At 40.5% G+C, this 17,183-nt stretch carries 18 protein-coding genes, 1 pseudogene and 1 riboswitch; of the genes and pseudogenes, 10 read left to right on the top strand and 9 right to left on the bottom strand.

Features of this window, described 5'->3' with window-relative positions; translation table 11 throughout:
- Positions 1 to 124 precede the first annotated feature (124 nt).
- Positions 125 to 221: riboswitch (TPP riboswitch) on the bottom strand.
- 159 nt (positions 222 to 380) lie between these two features.
- The 5 genes from U3A58_RS00900 to U3A58_RS00920 all read left to right on the top strand — a co-directional run bounded on the left by U3A58_RS00900 (position 381) and on the right by U3A58_RS00920 (position 5,356).
- Positions 381 to 1,226, top strand: coding sequence for a fumarylacetoacetate hydrolase family protein (locus U3A58_RS00900; RefSeq protein ID WP_323821487.1), 846 nt, complete (start codon positions 381 to 383; stop codon positions 1,224 to 1,226).
- A gap of 68 nt (positions 1,227 to 1,294) precedes the next feature.
- Positions 1,295 to 1,717, top strand: a complete 423-nt coding sequence (locus U3A58_RS00905; protein WP_323821488.1) for a hypothetical protein — start codon at positions 1,295 to 1,297, stop codon at positions 1,715 to 1,717.
- Between the two features lie 443 nt (positions 1,718 to 2,160).
- Positions 2,161 to 2,571 (top strand): hypothetical protein, encoded by a 411-nt coding sequence (locus tag U3A58_RS00910; RefSeq protein WP_323821489.1) that lies wholly within the window; start codon positions 2,161 to 2,163, stop codon positions 2,569 to 2,571.
- Between the two features lie 45 nt (positions 2,572 to 2,616).
- The gene (locus tag U3A58_RS00915; RefSeq protein ID WP_323821490.1) at positions 2,617 to 3,048 is read left to right on the top strand and encodes a secondary thiamine-phosphate synthase enzyme YjbQ; all 432 of its coding nucleotides are present in this window, start codon (positions 2,617 to 2,619) and stop codon (positions 3,046 to 3,048) included.
- 97 nt (positions 3,049 to 3,145) lie between these two features.
- Positions 3,146 to 5,356, top strand: a complete 2,211-nt coding sequence (locus U3A58_RS00920) for a DUF5916 domain-containing protein (protein ID WP_323821491.1) — start codon at positions 3,146 to 3,148, stop codon at positions 5,354 to 5,356.
- Here the strand turns inward: U3A58_RS00920 and U3A58_RS00925 are convergent.
- From U3A58_RS00925 to U3A58_RS00955, 7 genes and pseudogenes are all read right to left on the bottom strand, one after another.
- Positions 5,353 to 6,750: a hypothetical protein gene (locus U3A58_RS00925; RefSeq protein ID WP_323821492.1), complete on the bottom strand. Its 1,398-nt coding sequence runs from the start codon at positions 6,748 to 6,750 to the stop codon at positions 5,353 to 5,355. The genes U3A58_RS00920 and U3A58_RS00925 overlap by 4 nt on opposite strands.
- 23 nt (positions 6,751 to 6,773) lie before the next feature.
- The gene (locus tag U3A58_RS00930) at positions 6,774 to 7,706 is read right to left on the bottom strand and encodes a polysaccharide deacetylase family protein (RefSeq protein ID WP_323821493.1); all 933 of its coding nucleotides are present in this window, start codon (positions 7,704 to 7,706) and stop codon (positions 6,774 to 6,776) included.
- Positions 7,703 to 7,828: a hypothetical protein gene (locus tag U3A58_RS00935; protein WP_323821494.1), complete on the bottom strand. Its 126-nt coding sequence runs from the start codon at positions 7,826 to 7,828 to the stop codon at positions 7,703 to 7,705. Before U3A58_RS00935 ends, U3A58_RS00930 begins: the two co-directional genes overlap by 4 nt.
- Before the next feature lie 343 nt (positions 7,829 to 8,171).
- Positions 8,172 to 8,417 (bottom strand): hypothetical protein, encoded by a 246-nt coding sequence (locus U3A58_RS00940; RefSeq protein WP_323821495.1) that lies wholly within the window; start codon positions 8,415 to 8,417, stop codon positions 8,172 to 8,174.
- Positions 8,418 to 8,419: 2 nt separating this feature from the next.
- On the bottom strand, positions 8,420 to 9,694 hold the full coding sequence (locus U3A58_RS00945) for a serine hydrolase (protein ID WP_323821496.1): 1,275 nt from the start codon (positions 9,692 to 9,694) through the stop codon (positions 8,420 to 8,422).
- Entirely contained in the window at positions 9,694 to 10,785 is a 1,092-nt protein-coding gene (locus tag U3A58_RS00950) for an aminotransferase class I/II-fold pyridoxal phosphate-dependent enzyme (protein WP_323821497.1), read from the bottom strand. Before U3A58_RS00950 ends, U3A58_RS00945 begins: the two co-directional genes overlap by 1 nt.
- A pseudogene (locus U3A58_RS00955) lies at positions 10,760 to 11,182 on the bottom strand (VOC family protein). The gene U3A58_RS00950 and the pseudogene U3A58_RS00955 overlap by 26 nt, the downstream one beginning before the upstream one ends.
- A 60-nt stretch (positions 11,183 to 11,242) precedes the next feature.
- Here U3A58_RS00955 and U3A58_RS00960 point away from each other — a divergent pair.
- The 3 genes from U3A58_RS00960 to U3A58_RS00970 all read left to right on the top strand — a co-directional run bounded on the left by U3A58_RS00960 (position 11,243) and on the right by U3A58_RS00970 (position 13,479).
- Positions 11,243 to 12,145: a patatin-like phospholipase family protein gene (locus U3A58_RS00960; protein ID WP_323821498.1), complete on the top strand. Its 903-nt coding sequence runs from the start codon at positions 11,243 to 11,245 to the stop codon at positions 12,143 to 12,145.
- On the top strand, positions 12,132 to 12,746 hold the full coding sequence (locus U3A58_RS00965) for a class I SAM-dependent methyltransferase (protein ID WP_323821499.1): 615 nt from the start codon (positions 12,132 to 12,134) through the stop codon (positions 12,744 to 12,746). The genes U3A58_RS00960 and U3A58_RS00965 overlap by 14 nt, the downstream gene beginning before the upstream one ends.
- Before the next feature lie 130 nt (positions 12,747 to 12,876).
- A complete protein-coding gene (locus U3A58_RS00970) occupies positions 12,877 to 13,479 on the top strand; it encodes a trimeric intracellular cation channel family protein (RefSeq protein WP_323821500.1) in 603 nt (200 codons plus the stop codon).
- A 65-nt stretch (positions 13,480 to 13,544) separates the two neighbouring features.
- Here the strand turns inward: U3A58_RS00970 and U3A58_RS00975 are convergent, their stop codons facing one another.
- A complete protein-coding gene (locus tag U3A58_RS00975) occupies positions 13,545 to 14,126 on the bottom strand; it encodes a methyltransferase family protein (protein ID WP_323821501.1) in 582 nt (193 codons plus the stop codon).
- A 36-nt stretch (positions 14,127 to 14,162) separates the two neighbouring features.
- On the opposite strand from U3A58_RS00975, the gene U3A58_RS00980 reads away from it, so the two are divergent.
- Together U3A58_RS00980 and deoC are read left to right on the top strand one after the other, a co-directional pair.
- A complete protein-coding gene (locus U3A58_RS00980; RefSeq protein WP_323821502.1) occupies positions 14,163 to 15,371 on the top strand; it encodes an NAD(P)-dependent oxidoreductase in 1,209 nt (402 codons plus the stop codon).
- Complete coding sequence (deoC, locus tag U3A58_RS00985) at positions 15,364 to 16,038, top strand: deoxyribose-phosphate aldolase (protein ID WP_323821503.1); 675 nt, start codon at positions 15,364 to 15,366, stop codon at positions 16,036 to 16,038. Before U3A58_RS00980 ends, deoC begins: the two co-directional genes overlap by 8 nt.
- Here deoC and U3A58_RS00990 read toward each other — a convergent pair.
- On the bottom strand, positions 16,020 to 17,129 hold the full coding sequence (locus U3A58_RS00990) for a Na/Pi symporter (protein WP_323821504.1): 1,110 nt from the start codon (positions 17,127 to 17,129) through the stop codon (positions 16,020 to 16,022). The genes deoC and U3A58_RS00990 overlap by 19 nt on opposite strands.
- Between the last annotated feature and the right edge of the window lie 54 nt (positions 17,130 to 17,183).

A 17,183-nucleotide genomic window follows, 5' to 3' on the forward strand; every position in this document is an offset into this window, starting at 1 on the left:
CTTTCGGGAGATTGAGTGAAACATGAGAAAGCTCTAGGGAAGCTCCCCGTTGTTGTTTACCCTGTAGCATTGCTAAAATCGAAAATCCGGAAGGGTACCTCTTCGGAGATTTGATTTTGTTTGTTGCTACGCTTGTTCATTTCCCTTCGCCGGCATTACCCGGATCAGGTCGTATGGGTATGATCTCAGCCCGTTTTGTTAAGGCACCCCCTATGATCTATGGCAAAGGTAATGGGGAAAAGTTGCTTCGCAAATCTGTGGATTAGAAAAATACAATTGTCAAATTTCACTTTGTCAGACTGAATGAAGTCTTTCGTATCAATTCTTTTACCCTTCTCTCAATTCTTTTTCCTAAATTTCTACTCAAACCCTACTAACCTATGAAAATTTACAAACTGCCTTCAGGCACACTTTTGCATCATGAGAATCAAGCATTTTTAGGACCAGAATTAAACTGGGATGCTTTGCTGGCACATGAAAACCTCAAGGATTATCTCGGTGCTGAATCCAAATCTTGGAAGGCAATTTCTACTGAGGAAATGCAAGAATTAATTGAAAAGGGAGTTTTAGCACCGATGGGAAATCAAGAAATCTGGGCTGCCGGAGTAACTTACTACCGCAGCCGAACTGCCAGAATGGAAGAATCCCAAGATGCAGGTGGAGCAGATTTTTACGATAAAGTATATAATGCTGATCGGCCTGAGTTATTTTTCAAAGCTACCGCCAGTCGTGTTTCTGCTCCTGGAACTGCCGTCAATATCCGACAAGATTCTACTTGGGACGTGCCTGAGCCGGAATTGACTTTGGTGATTTCCCCCTCCGGAAAAATCCAAGGCTATACCTGTGGCAATGATATGAGCAGTAGAAGTATTGAGGGAGAAAATCCACTTTATTTGCCACAGGCAAAAGTTTATGCAGGTTGTGCCGCTATTGGCCCTTGTCTTTTTCTTACAGATAATGCTATCGAAGAAACCGCAAACATACGATTGGAGATTTTCAGAGATGATGTTTTAGCTTTTGTGGGTGAAACTGCCCTGACGCAACTTAAGCGAAAGCCTCAGGAATTGGCAGATTGGCTTTTCCGGGCGAATACCTTTCCTATTGGATGTTTTTTGATGACAGGAACGGGAATCGTACCGGATGATTTTACTTTGGAAGCCGGAGATAAAGTGAGGATTGGTATTGATGAGATTGGGGTGCTAGAAAACTTCATTGAAAAGATCTGATTTGTAGCAATTTGTGAATTTGCTTCGTCTTTAATTTGTTGTTCCACTAGTTAGTAATTCCTTCCCTTATGAGACGCTCTATATTTATTCTAGTGATAGTCCTTATTGCTTTTGCATGCCAAGAAAGTCAAGATCCTACCGATGAATTTCCTCAAACTTGGAAGATTTCGGGATGGCAAAGCGAGGGGCAAGCAGGAGACTCAGATTTTCAGTCTGTAACAGATTCCAGCTACACCTATTTATTCAAAAAGGATGGCAGCTTTCTCAAAACTGTGGGTATTGAGACAATATCGGGGACTTTTAAAAAAGAAGAATTGATTTTTGAAGTAGGGGGTAAAAGGGCTATTTATACCTTGTTTTTCCCTGAACCTAGATTATCAAGTGGCTGTTCAGCCAATGTGGAGGGAATGTCTATTGATGAAAATGGCCTGTTGGTTGGTGGTAGTGCAGCATGTGGTGGACCTTCGATATATCTTACACTTGTGAAATAATCATTCCATGGCCTTTGATGAGTACTTAGCTGAGCGATTGGCAACTAGTTTTAAGAGGCGGGGTGTTGCCTTTACTTCCAAAAAAATGATGGGAGGAATGTTTTTCATGGTAGATGTTAAAATGTGCATAGGCCTCAGTCGGGATAATAATTCCTGAAGAGACCGGTTGATGGCACGAGTTGGGGAATTAGCTAAATATCTGAGTATGAAACGGACAGGTTGCCAAGCGATGGAATTTTCAGGCATACCGATGAAGAGATTTGTTTACATGGATTCTGAGGGATTTGAGTGGGATTAATACGGTGAATTTTGGATGGAAAAGGCTTTGGAATACAATCTTTTTGCAAAAGAAGTTAAAAAGCGCTGACAGTATTTTTCATCGAGGTTATTGGCAGAGTAATTGAATTTCAAAATGTTATTCTGAGCAGTAACCTATTGATTTGATGAAAAATCTTATTTCCTTCCTAATTTTAGTTGTTTTAGCATTATCATGTGATTTTAATGACTTTCCAGGCGTGGGGAAAGAGGATCAGAAGTGGGTGATTGCTGGCTATCAACAAGGAGGGGTATCAAACCCGAGTTATGTCAGCATTCGGGATTCTGCTTATGTTTATACGCTTTCTACGGATGGTACCTTTAGGAAATCTATTGGAAAACAAAGAATCGGTGGAACCTATAGAGAGCGATTCGAGGATGGATTGAGGAAGTTTCTCTTTCAATACGAAAAATCAGATGCTCATCTGATTCATAGCTGTGATGAAGAACAGGAGGAATATTTTCTCAACAGTAAGGGTCAACTCACGGGGACTTGGGATGTATGCAATGGTTCCAAGTTGTATTTTGACAAGCAATAGTAAGAAACAGGGTTTGTTCTGTTTGGATGAATCCTATTTTTGTAAATGACTCAATTTTTCCAACATAAACTTCGCTTACCTTCCTATCCAGCCGGGTATCATCTGATCACTGAAAAAGTAGAAGATGTGATACCTGAGATAGCGCGGATTAAAACTGGCTTTTTGCAGGTTTTCATCCAGCATACTTCTGCTGCTCTCACGATCAATGAAAATGCAGATCCTACCGTCAGAAAGGACTTCCAGACTTTCATAAACGAGTTAATTCCAGAATCTTATCCACGGTTTATCCACACCTATGAAGGCCCGGATGATATGCCAGCGCACATTAAGGCCAGTTTTTTTGATACAAGCCTTCAAATCCCAATCTCTAGTGGAAAACTCAGCATGGGGATTTGGCAGGGAATTTATTTGTGTGAATTTAGGAGAAGTGGGGGAAGTAGAAGCTTGATTCTCACGGCTTTTGGCGAACTCATCTGAAACGTTAGTGATCCTTGAGCGAGGATAGTTTACCATTGATATAATAAAAGTTCTATGCTGGCTGTTCTGCGATACTTTTGTAGGCTATCGCTATACTATGCGGAACTATATTCTCTTTTTTACCTTTTTTCTTTGTGGATCTAATGTGGCTTTTTCTCAATCAGAGCAAAGCTCAAATGCCTTTGCGTTTAAATTGAATAGTCCAATTGAACTAGACGGTGAACTGAATGAAGAAATTTGGCAAAATGAAGCGGGTTGGAATACGGATTTTATGCAATATTTTCCTTCCGACACTTCCCTGTCTGTGGTGCGCACCCGTGTCAAAATCGCATTTGATGACAACAATCTCTACATAGCAGCAATAATGGAGAATAATGAACCAAGAGCATATGTCTCTACTTCATTGCGACGTGATTACCGAGGACAGCAAAATGATGGAATCACCTTTGTATTTGACACATTCAACGATATGACCAATGCCTTTCAATTTGGGGTTAATCCTTATGGTGTACAGCGAGAAGGGTTATTGGCAAATGGGGGATCCAGATCTGAGGACTTGAATTTAGCTTGGGACAATAAATGGTACACAGAGGCCAAAATCTTTGATACCCATTGGCAGGTGGAGGTAATAATCCCTTTGTCGACGATTAGATTTAAGGACGGCGCTCAAAGCTGGAATGTAAACTTTTATAGGATAGATAGTCATTTAGGAGAAAGAAGTACTTGGTCGCCTATTCCAAGAAACTTTTCAATGATTTCCACAGCGTTTAATAGAAAGTTGATTTTTGAGGAGCCAATTCGAAAAACTTCAGCGAATATTTCATTGATTCCCTATATAGCTGGTAAAACCTCTGAAAATTACCTCGAAAATACGAGTGAAAAGTTTACTCCGGCTGTCGGTGGAGATGCTAAAATTGGCATCGGGCCAGCTATGAACTTGGATTTGACATTCAACCCTGACTTTTCTCAGGTGGAGGTAGATCAACAAGTGACTAATTTGGATCGATTTGAGATTTTCTTTCCCGAGCGTAGGCAGTTCTTCCTAGAAAATGGCGACCTATTTGACAGCTTTGGATCACGACGTTCAAGACCTTTTTTCTCAAGAAGAATTGGAGTAGACATTGATTCTGCTACTGGCCAAAATGTGCAAAGTAAGATTATTTATGGAGCTAGATTGAGTGGTAAAATAAATGATGACTGGCGTTTGGGCATAATGAATATGCAAACGGCCACAGATGATGAAGCGGGGATTTCGGGTAAAAATTTCTCCGTAGTGGCTATCCAAAAGAAGCTGTTTGCCCGATCTAATATCGGTGTCATCTTTGTTGATAAAGAGGCTCTAGCGTTGGATGAAAATCAATCTCTTTTTAATCCAGAAGAATACAATCGTTTGGTAGGTGTTGATTATAACCTTAATTCAGCAGATGGAAAATGGATGGGAAATCTTTTTTATCATCGAACTTTTGAATCTAAAGACACGGAGAAACCTTATTCAACGAATGGGTTTTTGAGTTTCAATGATATCCATTGGTCGTGGAGTTTTAGTTATCGAGATATAGGAAAAGACTTTAATCCTGAAGTAGGATTCCTGCCTAGGGCAGATTACAAGCGAATCAATCCAGAAGTATCCTATTTATTTTACCCAAACTCTAGGTTGATTAATAGGCATGGGCCTAAGTTGGAATATGAATTGTTATGGAATGAAACTAATGGCAAAACTGATCGAGAAATCGGCTTAAGTTATAATATTCAGTTCAATTCCTTCTCAACAATTACCGTCTCTCAAAAAAATAAATATGTGTATTTGTTCCGAGACTTTGATCCAACTAGAACAGGAGGCGAAAGGTTAAAGGCGGGAACGGAATACACCAATAATACAGTTGAGATAGAATATAACAGTAATCCTAGAAATGCATTTTTAATTAAACTGACGGCTGAGGCAGGGCAATATTACACTGGTAATTTTCAAACTATAATCAGTGAGATGGGACTTAGACTAGGCTATAAGGCTAATATCTCCATGAACTTTAATTATGCTCGCATTCGACTTCCTGAGCCACAAAATGATGCAGATCTAATTTTGGTTGGACCTCGAATTGATCTGACGTTTACTAAAAAACTATTTTGGACAACTTTTATCCAATACAATAATCAAATAGAGAACTTGAATATCAATACTCGATTGCAGTGGAGATTTGCTCCTGTATCGGATTTTTTCCTGGTTTATACGGATAACTATTTCCCGGAAAGCTTCCTTCCAAAACAGCGGTCTTTGGTTTTCAAATTGAATTATTGGTTGAATCTCTAATTCTTTTCGGCCTCAACCTTCACGTGATCGCCAGTCATCAAAATCCTGCGATAGCCATCTTTTGTATCTGTGCTTACTTCCTTTCCTAGCACTTTCACTTTGGAAAATTCCACAGGAAGCTCAATAGACAAACCAGCTTTCTTTTGAGTTTGTGTGACTTCTACAGTCATCTGATCTTCTTTAGAAGTGATAGAAATACTGATTTTATTGTCCTCGACCCAGAGATTGTCTATAGAAGCTTCTTTCCAATCTGCTGGCAAATTTGGGCGAATGTAGGTCACTCTATTTTCTGCATCCCCATGAATTCCCATCAAAATCAATGTTGAAGGTTGGATCAATTCCCATCCTGGAGCTATATGCCTAGGCTTAGATTCATCAAATAAAAACAGGTCTGCATCGAGTTGAGAGATAAAATCCTTGCTCAGCTCATCTAGAATTGAATGAAGCTCCTCTGGATTGAAAGCAGAGCCTTGTGCTTCTCCAGCTTCATTAAACTCGAATAAACCAATTTTATATTTGCTCCAATCATACGCTGCTTGAAGTTCTAGATTTGGAATCGAAATCTTCGCCGTTTTTTGAAGGGAGTCTATCAATGCGAAATTGGTATCCCAATCCGAATAAAGACCCGCACGAAGATCAATCAATGTCTCCATAGCGGTGAATTCCCCTTGATCAGAACCAGCGATAAAAACTGGGATCACTTTTTCTTCATTTGCGGCTAACTCCACCGCAACTTCAAATCCTGCACTGGCCCCCAAATCCGCAACATTAGGCATACAATCTGAATTATTCGGGCTCAATGAAAACTCAGTGTTCGATCCCCAGACCGCATACCATTCGTTTGCCTCATCCTTAGCAGTGAAGACTCCTGTTACTTCATCGTAACTAATTTGGTCAAGCGCATTGCTTCCATGGGTGCTGTCCATCAACACACTAGGCTTGAGATCGGTGCTCGGCTGAAACTGAAAACGAATGCTTTTTGAGGAGTTATCCACATTCTTGATGGAGTAAAGTAGCGTGACTCCGAGCTTATCATTACTGATAATTTGGAGCTGATTTACTTCCAAACCTTGATTTTCAAGTTGATAAAATTGCTTTGCAGCAAAAGGATATTTAGTAAATGAAGTTGGGTTTTCCAGACAAACAGTCTCATCTTCTATTTTCAATGCTGCGGTAAAACCACTCAATAGCTGAATACTTTCCAACGTAATTTCCTGTTGCTTTCCTCTGATCAAGATATTCTCATTACCCATTGAGAAGGTGGATGCATCATTTACTGATACCGAAGGCAATTTTTCCAAACTATCAAAAAGCAACGTTTCCTCGGAATGAGAACCTTGGCATGAAAAAGAGATGAAAAGGACTACTGGAATTGCGAGTAAAGAATAGTTCATAGAAGCTGAATTTGCCTGCAAAACTACATTGTTTTGCCGACCTCTCTCCAAGTCACTAATTTCACCTTATTCTTTTTCAATAGTTCTCTGGCTTTTTCACTGGTGAAGAAATCATAATCAGCCTGTCTCCAAGGAGCATGATAGGTGTCATGTCCGGCAGTCACAGCATTCATTTCGGCATCGTCAAATGCCAAGTGGACTAAAATCACATTCAATCCTGACGTTAGATTATTGAGCGAATTTGTATAATAAGCCTCCATTCCTGCTTCATAATCTTTTGGCTCAGCCATAAAGAGCTGATCGACCACGGGAAACATATCCACATTTATTCCTTCAAATAATGAAGCATTTGGCTTAATGATTCCATCTACCATTTGCTGGTTAATCATAGCAGGGATGTTCAGTTCCTGGGCAATTTTCAAATAGGATTTGAGATATTCTGGACGTCCATAAAAAATGCAGCCCATGTGAGAATCTAAGTGGGTAGGTCTGATTCCCATTTGATTAGCGGCTTTGATCTGTGCACGAATTTCCTTCTCTACTTCCTCAGGACTTGCGTTTGCAGTCACTTGTGCACAATCTGGGTACATATGACCGTTTTCATTTGCCAATCCAGGAACAGCTGTTCTTCCAGCTTCTGGACCCCAGTTGAAGTTCAGCCATTCATTGGTCAGCGTAATATGAATTCCTATATCTGCATCGGGCATTTCCTTCGCCATTTCACCTACTTCAGCAGACCATCCCGTGGGCACCATCATGCTAGTGGAGTTTACCAGGCCTTCTTTCATCGCATCAAAAGTAGCCTTGGTCTGAGAATGTGACACGCCTACATCATCCCCGTGAATGATTAGAAGTTTGGCATCGCTGGGATATCCGAGCTTTTCAGCTAGGTTTTGGGAAAAAGTATCCGTTGGCAAAAAGGCCAAAAGGAAAAGGAAGTAGCGGAAGGTTTTCATATAATTATAATTTGATTTTTGTAGGCCACATAGCCTGTCCCGTCCGCCGCGGCGGATCGGGAGAATCTCGCAAAGTTGATAATCATTCCTCTGTGTGTCGCCGACGATATGCTCGATTTCATCTTGGGTTGTTGTTTGGTCTAAGGTAAAAAATCCAGTGCATTCTCAACTCTTATACTCTTTCGATTTGGTTCTATAAATCCAGAGGTAGCCGAAAAAAATTGTAAATACTTGAAGCATGGCAAAATAAAGCCAGGTGGATGGCGCCCTAAGAGGTTCAAAGTTTATTGTGTTATTGTAATAAAGCTTCGAAATAAGCAAGGCAAATAGAGTAATAGGAAGGATAATGGCCACCCAAAAATTGAAAAATGAGCGGTAAATGAATGGTATTTTCTTTTTTGCAACTGGAGTCTTGGCTCGGTGGTTTTTCATAGTTAAACTTGAATTTGTTTTTTCTACCTCCAATCAGGAGTCCTTTCTGAATTTATTTGATTTGGGTTTATACTCCCTGAAGTACATCCAGACACCAAATAGTACTTGAAATATCACAAATTTCGCATAGGTAGAGGGCAGCTTGAAAATGTCCAAGCTAAGTGAGCCATCAGCAATTATATGAGTTAGAATAATGGTAATAATCCCGGCAGGAAGTATAAAAACCAACCAAAAGTTAAATAATGAGCGGTAAATAAATGGCGTGCTGTTTTGATTCATATTTACTGGTTGAGCTTCGGCAGGATTGATCGATTAGAATTTTCCAGATAATCAAATTTAAACTTTTTCAAATCTGCTGGAATCATCTTTTTGCGCTCAGATTCCAATTGGTAGAGATAGTTACCTAATTCGGCAAAGAAGGGAAAGCCTATTTTATCGTATTCATATTGATCATCATTTAGTGTTTCGTTCTCGTTAACATAGATCAAGGCTGAAACAAAAAACTCGATTCCCTTATCAAAATCCACATAATAGCTCGCATCGAGCAAGTGACCGTAGGCTTGTCCAGTTTTATTGAAAATGCGGATGTTTGCTGGCAAATCACTTTTGTCATTTCCATCTAAATAGAACTTGGAATAAGTGTCCCAATAAGCTGATTTATGGTATTTGGGAAAATCACTTTCTGCAGGTACCATGCTCATGTATTCCAAGAAAAATTCTCTTTGATCTTCTGTGATAGAAAACCGCTCTGATTCTAGGAATGCAGAGGGAAATACGATCCTTTTCACCACTCCATCCAGATCTGAAAGAGCAAATTTGTTTTTATATGTAAAATCCATTCCATGCAGAATTAGAGAATCTACAGCGTAAAAGGCTTTTCCAATTATTGGGTTATTCACATTGGAATAGATAGTTTTAGTGACGCGCTCGGGAATTTGCAGAATCACTTTTCCAGTTGAATCCAAGAAACGAATTGGATTGGTAACTCTATTCTCATCTGCACTAGCGGAATAGCTGAGCCTGTGGTTGATGATAGTATGTTCTAGTCCTTTTTCTCCTAGTTTTTTATTGATGTAATCTTGTCCAAGTAATTCATACAAGCGATTATAGGCATCATTATCTGAGACCAGCAGGATTTTTTTGATGTAATGTGCAATGCTAGGCAGAGAATCTTTCGCTGTATGATCCACGAAAGCAGGGGTTTGTGAAGGACGAACTGAGTCAACCAGCATGGTCGTTTCCTCAGTTAAACCCTCAATATTTTGCTCATCCAGCCATTCTAAAGCGAGAATAGCAACCGGTAATTTGACTGTTGAAGCTGGATAAAAGTAGTGCTCATCTTCGTGATTGACTGTATATTCCGTCATTAGAGGATTCCCGTGCTCATTGCGTTCGATCTTTGTGTAGATAAGCTGCACCTGATACTTATCCACATTATCGAGGACTTTCCTAAGGACTGGATAATCCTCCAGCCCGTCTTTAAAAGGAACTTTATCTGCCGGTGAACAAGATATTACAAGTGTTATCAGTACTAATGGAGCTAAATACCTCTTCATCAAACCAAACCTCGAATTATTTCATTGATATACATAAGATCTCCTAACTCATGATAGGATGAAATCACAATTCTATTGACAGAGGGACTATCCTCCATAGGATAAGGGAATGAGGAGGTGATTATTCCAGCTTTCTCGAATTCTCTTGACCAAGTGGGATCGGAATAGGCAAATGCCGGAAAGTATTTACTTCCGTGAATCTGAGAGATGGATGCAGTTTCTTGAGCGAAAATACCACAGGCATCCTCCAGCCAGCTTTTTTTGTTCAAATACAAATCTTCCATTTCCAAAAAGCTTTGCAAATGAGCTGGAGAACTCGGAGATGCACCTCCGAAAAGGGGCGTTGCTTTAATTTTGTTGATTTGAGAATCTTCACCCAAAATTATACCTGCCGGCAATCCTAGGCCTTTACCTAGAGATCCTGTCACAAGTAAATTGATAGAAGGATCAGCCATGGATTGATAGGTGCCATAAATGCTATTTCCAAAAGTTCCGAAGGCATGACTGTCATCTATCAATAGACTCACTTCGTGTTTTTGTGCTAGTTCCTTTACCCAGCTATAATCATGTATATCACAGAGGAACGGATCCACCGCATTACCTATTAGCAGGATTTTCTGAGGGGGAAGCTCTTCAGACTGTTTAAGGCACCATTTTTTCCATTGTATAAAATTAAATTGAACTGGAGCTGTGTGTTGATCCGGGATTATGGCGGAGTGCGCATCTGGCGCTATCCAGGTTTGATCTGAACTGGAATATAAAGATTGCCAAGCTGCAATTCCGGCCAGATATCCTGAACTGAGAACTGCTGCCGCAGGCGCTCCTGCAGATAATGCGAATGATTCCTCAAAATCGTCAAATACATTTAACCGAATATTATTGATTCGGCTTTGACCGTGATTGGCTCCAAACTCAAATAGATTATTAGCCAAAATATCCAGAAAATCCATATCCTGAGCGATACCCAAATAGGATGTCCCACTAAAGTAGAGGTATTCTTTTCCTTCTATTTCGATCATTCGACCGATTCCCGTATTTAGGTAGTGATTTTTCAAGGCGGCGTAGTTATTTGGCGAAAATCTGCGATTCATCCTGAAACGATTTGAATTCCAGCGCATTGCCGCAAGGATCCAAAAAGAACATGGTTGCCTGCTCCCCTACTTCTCCTTTGAAGCGGATATAAGGTTATATCACAAATTCTATCTCATGAGCTTTCAGTTTATCTGCTAGTTCGTGCCATTCTTTCCAAGGTAAAATAGCTCCGAAATGACGTACTGGCACATTTTTTCCATCCACTGTATTGGTGTGAGCCAAAGCTAATTCCTCCGGCTTGATATGCGCGGAAAGCTGGTGATCGAAGAAGTTAAAATCAATCCATTTGTCTGTGCTTCTACCGATCTCACATCCAAGAAGATCTCCATAAAATGCCCGGGTCTCTGCTGTATCGCTTACGGGGAAAGCCAGATGAAAGGGTTTAAATTGGCTCATAATGTGTACTTTCGTTGAGGGTTTTTCGACTTCAATTTAGTTGTTTATTCCCTAATTCTTATGAAGAAAAGTAAATCGGTATCATTGGTTTTGAGCAGCGGTGGAGCACGGGGATTAGCGCACGTAGGAGTGATCGAAGAGCTTGAAAATAGGGGCTATCATATTGCTGAGATCGCCGGCTGTTCGGCGGGAGCACTGGTAGGCGGCATGTATGCTGCCGGGAAAATGGAGGAATTCAAGGATTGGATTTGCCATTTGGATAGGCTGGATGTTTTTTCCCTAATGGATTTTACGTTTTCGAGTCGGGGATTTATTAAGGGTGAAAAAGTCTATAACGCGTTGAAAAAGGTGATTAAGGATTGTCAAATTGAAGATCTTGGGATCCCCTTTTATTGCAATGCGGTAGATTATCTCAGCGGAAAGGAAGTGATTTTTCGGGAAGGCAGCTTGTATGCTGCTATTCGGGCTTCTGGTAGTATTCCCACTGTTTTTCAGCCTGCCCGCTTTCATCGCCATGAGTTGATCGATGGTGGCGTGCTAAATCCTGTTCCTCTTTCTCTATTGCAACAGACAGGCGAAAATATGATCGTAGTAGTGGGATTAAATGCTGGGGATTCAGAACTGGTGATACCTCCAAAAAAAGATGCAGCGGGAAAGAGCTTCATGTCTATGCCGGCTTGGGTAGCAGACTACCGTAATAAAATGCGTCAGTACTTCCCGGAGCAAGTAAAGGAGGAAAAGCCTGCTTTACTTAGTTCTATTAGCCTTATGACACGCTCATTTGACTTGCTTCAGGATAGATTTTCAGCCTTATTAATTGAAAAATATCCTGTAGAAGTTTCTATACAAATAGCAAGAAATCAAGCTGGTACACTGGAATTTCACCGGGCGGAAGAATTAATTGCAATAGGTAGGGAAAAAGCATGTCAAGCCTTAGATAAATGGGAGGATGAAAATAGCTGAACTGAATAAACTTCTTGGCAATATCGACATCTATCTGTTAGATCAGGTTCTGAAAGGTAGGTTTTCGACAGAAATGAAAATCCTTGACGCAGGCTGTGGGGAAGGAAGAAATGCTGTCTATTTCATCAAGGAGGGATTCCAGCTATACGGTGTTGATCAGAATGAAACGGCTATTCAGTACTGTAGATTCATAGCAAAAAGTCTGGATAAGAGTTATGATTCACATAGGTTTCAAGTTGCCGGATTGGAAGAAATCCCATTTCATCAAGAGGCATTTGATGCTGTTATTTGTTCCGCTGTACTTCATTTTGCGAAGGATGAAGCCAATTTCTGGCAGATGGTCAATGAGATGCTTCGTGTCTTAAAACCCGGAGGAACTTTATGGTTTCGTATGGCTACAGCTTTTGGAGGGATAATAGAAAAAAGTCAGGTTCTCTGCGGAGGAAGGTTTCAGCTTCCTGACGGATCAGAAAGATTTGTACTCACTCAGCATCATTTGGATAGAATGGAAGAAATAGGCTTGAAATTTCTTGAGCTTCCTAAGTCTGTCTTGGTGCATGGACAGCGCGCAATGGGAGTTTTTGTGATGAAGAAGGAATGAAAGCGCCAAGTGGGTAGATGCTAAGCCGAAGTCACTATCCTGCATCAGATTCAAAAATAAATTGTGATGTTTGTAGAGAGACAAGATCGGCGATAAAGTGTTTATCGAAATGGACAATAAGAATTCTTAGATGGATTTACAATACGGATTAGAACTGGTTGGAACTTTTGTTTTTGCGATCTCGGGGGCATTGGCTATCCGAGAGCTGGAGCATGATTTGTTTGGTGCTGGGTTTACAGGCTTTATTACTGCCATTGGCGGTGGTACGCTTAGAGATATTTTGTTGGATAGTTATCCGCTCGTTTGGATCGATGATGTAATGTTTCTTTATACAATTCTCGCGGGAATTCTTGCAGCATTTTTTTTTCCAAATTACCTAAGCAAGCTTCGCAAAACATTCTTCCTCTTTGACACGCTTGGGATTGCATTTTTCACTGTACTTGGAGTGGAAAAAGCACTTAGCTTAGGCATGAGGCCTGAGATTGCGGCAATTATGGGGATGTTCTCTGCAGTGATGGGTGGAGTAATTCGGGATACTTTGACGAATCAAATTCCTATTCTATTTAGAAAGGAGGTCTATGCTTCTGCCTGTCTAGCAGGCGCGATAGTTTATTTGATTATCAATTCTTTCGAAATCCCACGCGATGTTAATTTATTGATTTCCGTCGCGGTGATTATTGCGATCCGAATGCTTTCTATGAAGTATAAATTGAGCTTACCAAGGTTGGACTAGCGGGATTTTCAATGGACTAATTCAAGACTCAATTCTCATTGAAGTAAACCAACTTCAGTTAATTCTTACCATAGCTTCGGGATAATTGACGGAACTTCTGACTTATATTTTTGGTAAGCTTCGCCAAATTTTTCCACTAGATTTTTTTCCTCAAAATATATCCCAAAAGGCAAATAAAGCAGTAAACCACCGAAATGAATGGCTGAGGCGACTGTTCCTGAAAAGAGAAAATATCCAAGGAAAATCAAAATTAATCCAGCGTAAAGTGGATGTCGAATCTTTGAGTACAGGCCAGTGGTAACTAAGGTATCATCATTCTCTTTTGCTGAAGGATCAAATCCCAGAAATCGCTTTAATGAATAGTTTTTGCTTGATTTTGTAGCTATGATGGTCCCAAACCCTGCAAACATATAGCCCAGATAGTCCGTCAAATCACCTTTTGGAATCAAAATGCTCTTAGGGATTAACAATGCCTGGATCATTATGCCTAAGAAAAGTAGAGACGAAAACAAGGTATATCCTATGCGATACCATTTGTAAGCATTTCCCAATTTTCCCTGCAGAATTCTTTTTAACTTGGATGCAGCAAGAAAAGAATGAAGTGTATAGAAAATAACCCAGCTCAGAGCTAGCAGCACATAATTCATCAGGGTATATTAAATTTTGGTGTAACTATAATTTTTATGAAAATCGGAATAATCCGCGAAGGAAAAAACCCTCCTGACAAACGAGTTCCTTTTACACCAGAGCAGCTGAAAGCTATTCAGGCAGACTATGAAGGGAAGCTGACAATTCAGGTACAATCCAGCCCATTTCGATCCTATTCTGACCAAGAATTTCTCGATGCTGGAATCGAAGTAATAGATGATGTTTCTGATTGTGATGTGCTTTTCGGAGTGAAAGAGGTTCCGGTGGATCGACTGATTGAGGACAAGACTTATTTTTTCTTTTCTCATACTATCAAAAAACAGAAGTATAATAGAAAGCTACTGAAGGCGGTTTTGGAGAAAAACATCCGGCTTATTGACTATGAAGTACTTAAGGATGAGGAGGGGAATCGGGTGGTAGCTTTTGGAAGATGGGCAGGAATAATAGGCGCCTACAATGCCTTTTGGACCTACGGGAAGAAGACGGATCTTTTTGAAATAAAGCGTGCGAAAGAATGCGCTGATCTTAATGCGCTCCATAGCGAGCTATCTAAAGTTCAGTTGCCACCGGTTAAAATAATTTTAACCGGCTCGGGTCGTGTGGGAAATGGAGCAATGGAGGTCTTGAAATCCCTGAAGATTCGCGAAGTCTCTGTCCATGATTTTTTGCACCTTTATTTCGATGAGCCTGTCTATGTGAAGTTGACTTCTGCGGAGTACAATAGAAGGAAATCAGATGGAGGGTTTGATAAAGAAGAATTCCACGCTTTTCCTGATCGGTATGAGAGTCACTTTCAGAAGTTTGCGGAAGCTGGAGAACTGTTGATTTCTGGAGCTTATTGGGATCCTGGGTCCCCTCGTTTGTTTGACTTGAAGGCTATTGCGGAGGAGGATTTTCAGCTTTCGGTGATTGCTGATGTGAGTTGCGATGTAGGTGGATCTATCCCCACAACGATTACTTCGAGCACGATCACAGATCCTGTTTATGATGTGGATAGGCAGACAGGGGAGATATTACCGGCTTTCGGCAGCCAGACTAGTATTTCAGTGATGGCAATTGATAATTTGCCTTGTGAGCTACCCCGAGAAGCAAGTCTTGAATTTGGGATTCAATTGACAAAATGGGTAATTCCAGCCCTTTTGGAAGAAAACTCAGGAATCCTGGAGCGAGCGACTATAGCTCGGGACGGTGACCTGACTATTGAGTTTATATACCTGGCAGATTTCGTAAATGAGCATGAATAACCTAAATCGATTTTTAGAATCCACGCTTTTAAGGCCTACAATGACTGGCGATGAAGTGGATGTACTCGTTAGAGATGCTATCGAGGAACAATTTGTCGGCGTATGCGTCCCACCGTTTTGGCTGAAAAAAGTAAGAAGAGACTTAGGCGAGGAGAATGTGCAAGTGGTGACGGTGATCGGATTTCCCTTTGGTTATGCAGACACGGCTACCAAGGTGTTTGAAACTAAGGAAGCTATACGACAGGGCGCAGACGAATTGGACTTAGTCTGGTCTCAAACGGCTTACCATTCTGGAATGAACTGGCCAAAGATTGAAATCGCTCAGATAGCGAAGATTTGTCATGAAGAAGCGCGAATCCTTAAAGTCATTATTGAAACAGCCAATTTGAATGCTGGGCAAATCATTGAAGCATGTTTGATTTGTCAGGATGCAGGGGTGGATTATGTGAAAACGTCCACTGGCTATTCCTCTGCTGGTGCCAAAGTAGAAGACATCAAATTGATGCGGGAGAATTTATCTTCTTCTGTAGGGATCAAAGCAAGTGGAGGGATTAAAACATTTGACTTTGCGCTGGAACTGATCAAGGCGGGAGCTGATAGAATTGGTACGAGCTCAGCTAAATATTTAATGGATTCTTGGAGAAATACTCATTCCTTACTGAAATAAATCAGTAAAAATGGAATGATAAAGAAGGTCAAAAGAATATAGGCAAAACCCAAGAATTTACTTTTGACTGATTTACTGCCCATATATAAAGCTAATGACACGGGGATATTTCTCAAGGTAGGAAAAGGCAGGAAAATCAATGCTCCTATAAAGTTGAATAGGAAGTGGACAATCGCTAAGGCAATAGCCGCCTCGGTTTTGTATATCGCAGCAATCGCTGCTGTGATCGTGGTCCCAATATTGGCTCCAATGATGAAAGGAAAGGACTTCTTTACTGACACTCTTTTATTAGCCACTAATGGAACTACCAGCGAGGTGGTCACAGTGCTTGATTGTACGGCGGCAGTAAAAAAAACACCATAAATAAAGGACATGTAGGTATTTTTGAATATCAGCTTATTGATATCATGAAAGCTATTGATCACGAAGGCTTTATAAACTGAGGTTGACAAAATTTTGATTGCTGCAAAAACCAGGAAAATCGATAGAATCATTGTCAAAAAAGGGATGTCTATCGTGGTACTGATCCATTCGGTGATCGGTCTGGTAAAGACTTTATTGTAAACTATATGGCCAGAATAGGTCTCGTCTGGTATGAACAGGTGCGCAATGTTGATAGCAATCTTTGATAAAAAGCCAAAATAGACTTCCAATGGTAATAAAACTATAACTGTAAAGATGTTAAAAATATCATGTAGCATTCCCGCAGAGAGTGCGCGCTTGAATTGTTTCTTATTCATAATATAGGAAAGAGAAACTAGCGTAGAGGTTAAGGTGGTTCCGATATTAGCTCCCATTACCATGGGTACTGCTTGTTCTAGGCTAAGATTTCCAGAGGCAACCACAGCTACTACACTGGCAGTCACAGTGGAACTACTCTGAATAAGCGCAGTCATTAGTAACCCAATGAAAAGACTGACAAAGGGGTTTCTTGTAGCCATCAAAATACTTTCTGCTACATTGCTGTTCAGGTGACTCATGGCCACGGTGAGTAAATCAATAGCAAAGATGAATAGCAGTAGTGCCAAAAGCATCATCAGATAGCTTTTAGTCTTATTTATGTTGTCTTTTTCCAGCTCTAGGCTTTCCATCTACTAGATTGAGAAGTTATTATAATACCTGAGAATTAAGGATTTATTAGGTAG

The organism is Algoriphagus persicinus (assembly GCF_035156415.1).
GTDB classification, from domain to species: Bacteria; Bacteroidota; Bacteroidia; order Cytophagales; family Cyclobacteriaceae; genus Algoriphagus; species Algoriphagus persicinus.

Excerpts from the sequence above, each read along its gene's own strand:
- U3A58_RS00945 (WP_323821496.1), bottom strand. The coding sequence starts at position 9,694 with ATGAAGAGGTATTTAGCTCCATTAGTACTGATAACACTTGTAATATCT.
- U3A58_RS00980 (WP_323821502.1), top strand. The coding sequence starts at position 14,163 with ATGAAAATCGGAATAATCCGCGAAGGAAAAAACCCTCCTGACAAACGA.
- U3A58_RS00900 (WP_323821487.1), top strand. The coding sequence starts at position 381 with ATGAAAATTTACAAACTGCCTTCAGGCACACTTTTGCATCATGAGAAT.
- U3A58_RS00910 (WP_323821489.1), top strand. The coding sequence starts at position 2,161 with ATGAAAAATCTTATTTCCTTCCTAATTTTAGTTGTTTTAGCATTATCA.
- U3A58_RS00960 (WP_323821498.1), top strand. The coding sequence starts at position 11,243 with ATGAAGAAAAGTAAATCGGTATCATTGGTTTTGAGCAGCGGTGGAGCA.
- U3A58_RS00965 (WP_323821499.1), top strand. The coding sequence starts at position 12,132 with ATGAAAATAGCTGAACTGAATAAACTTCTTGGCAATATCGACATCTAT.
- U3A58_RS00970 (WP_323821500.1), top strand. The coding sequence starts at position 12,877 with ATGGATTTACAATACGGATTAGAACTGGTTGGAACTTTTGTTTTTGCG.
- U3A58_RS00950 (WP_323821497.1), bottom strand. The coding sequence starts at position 10,785 with ATGAATCGCAGATTTTCGCCAAATAACTACGCCGCCTTGAAAAATCAC.
- U3A58_RS00915 (WP_323821490.1), top strand. The coding sequence starts at position 2,617 with ATGACTCAATTTTTCCAACATAAACTTCGCTTACCTTCCTATCCAGCC.
- U3A58_RS00975 (WP_323821501.1), bottom strand. The coding sequence starts at position 14,126 with ATGAATTATGTGCTGCTAGCTCTGAGCTGGGTTATTTTCTATACACTT.
- U3A58_RS00940 (WP_323821495.1), bottom strand. The coding sequence starts at position 8,417 with ATGAATCAAAACAGCACGCCATTTATTTACCGCTCATTATTTAACTTT.
- U3A58_RS00930 (WP_323821493.1), bottom strand. The coding sequence starts at position 7,706 with ATGAAAACCTTCCGCTACTTCCTTTTCCTTTTGGCCTTTTTGCCAACG.
- U3A58_RS00935 (WP_323821494.1), bottom strand. The coding sequence starts at position 7,828 with ATGAAATCGAGCATATCGTCGGCGACACACAGAGGAATGATTATCAAC.
- U3A58_RS00920 (WP_323821491.1), top strand. The coding sequence starts at position 3,146 with ATGCGGAACTATATTCTCTTTTTTACCTTTTTTCTTTGTGGATCTAAT.
- U3A58_RS00905 (WP_323821488.1), top strand. The coding sequence starts at position 1,295 with ATGAGACGCTCTATATTTATTCTAGTGATAGTCCTTATTGCTTTTGCA.
- U3A58_RS00990 (WP_323821504.1), bottom strand. The coding sequence starts at position 17,129 with ATGGAAAGCCTAGAGCTGGAAAAAGACAACATAAATAAGACTAAAAGC.
- U3A58_RS00925 (WP_323821492.1), bottom strand. The coding sequence starts at position 6,750 with ATGAACTATTCTTTACTCGCAATTCCAGTAGTCCTTTTCATCTCTTTT.
- deoC (WP_323821503.1), top strand. The coding sequence starts at position 15,364 with ATGAATAACCTAAATCGATTTTTAGAATCCACGCTTTTAAGGCCTACA.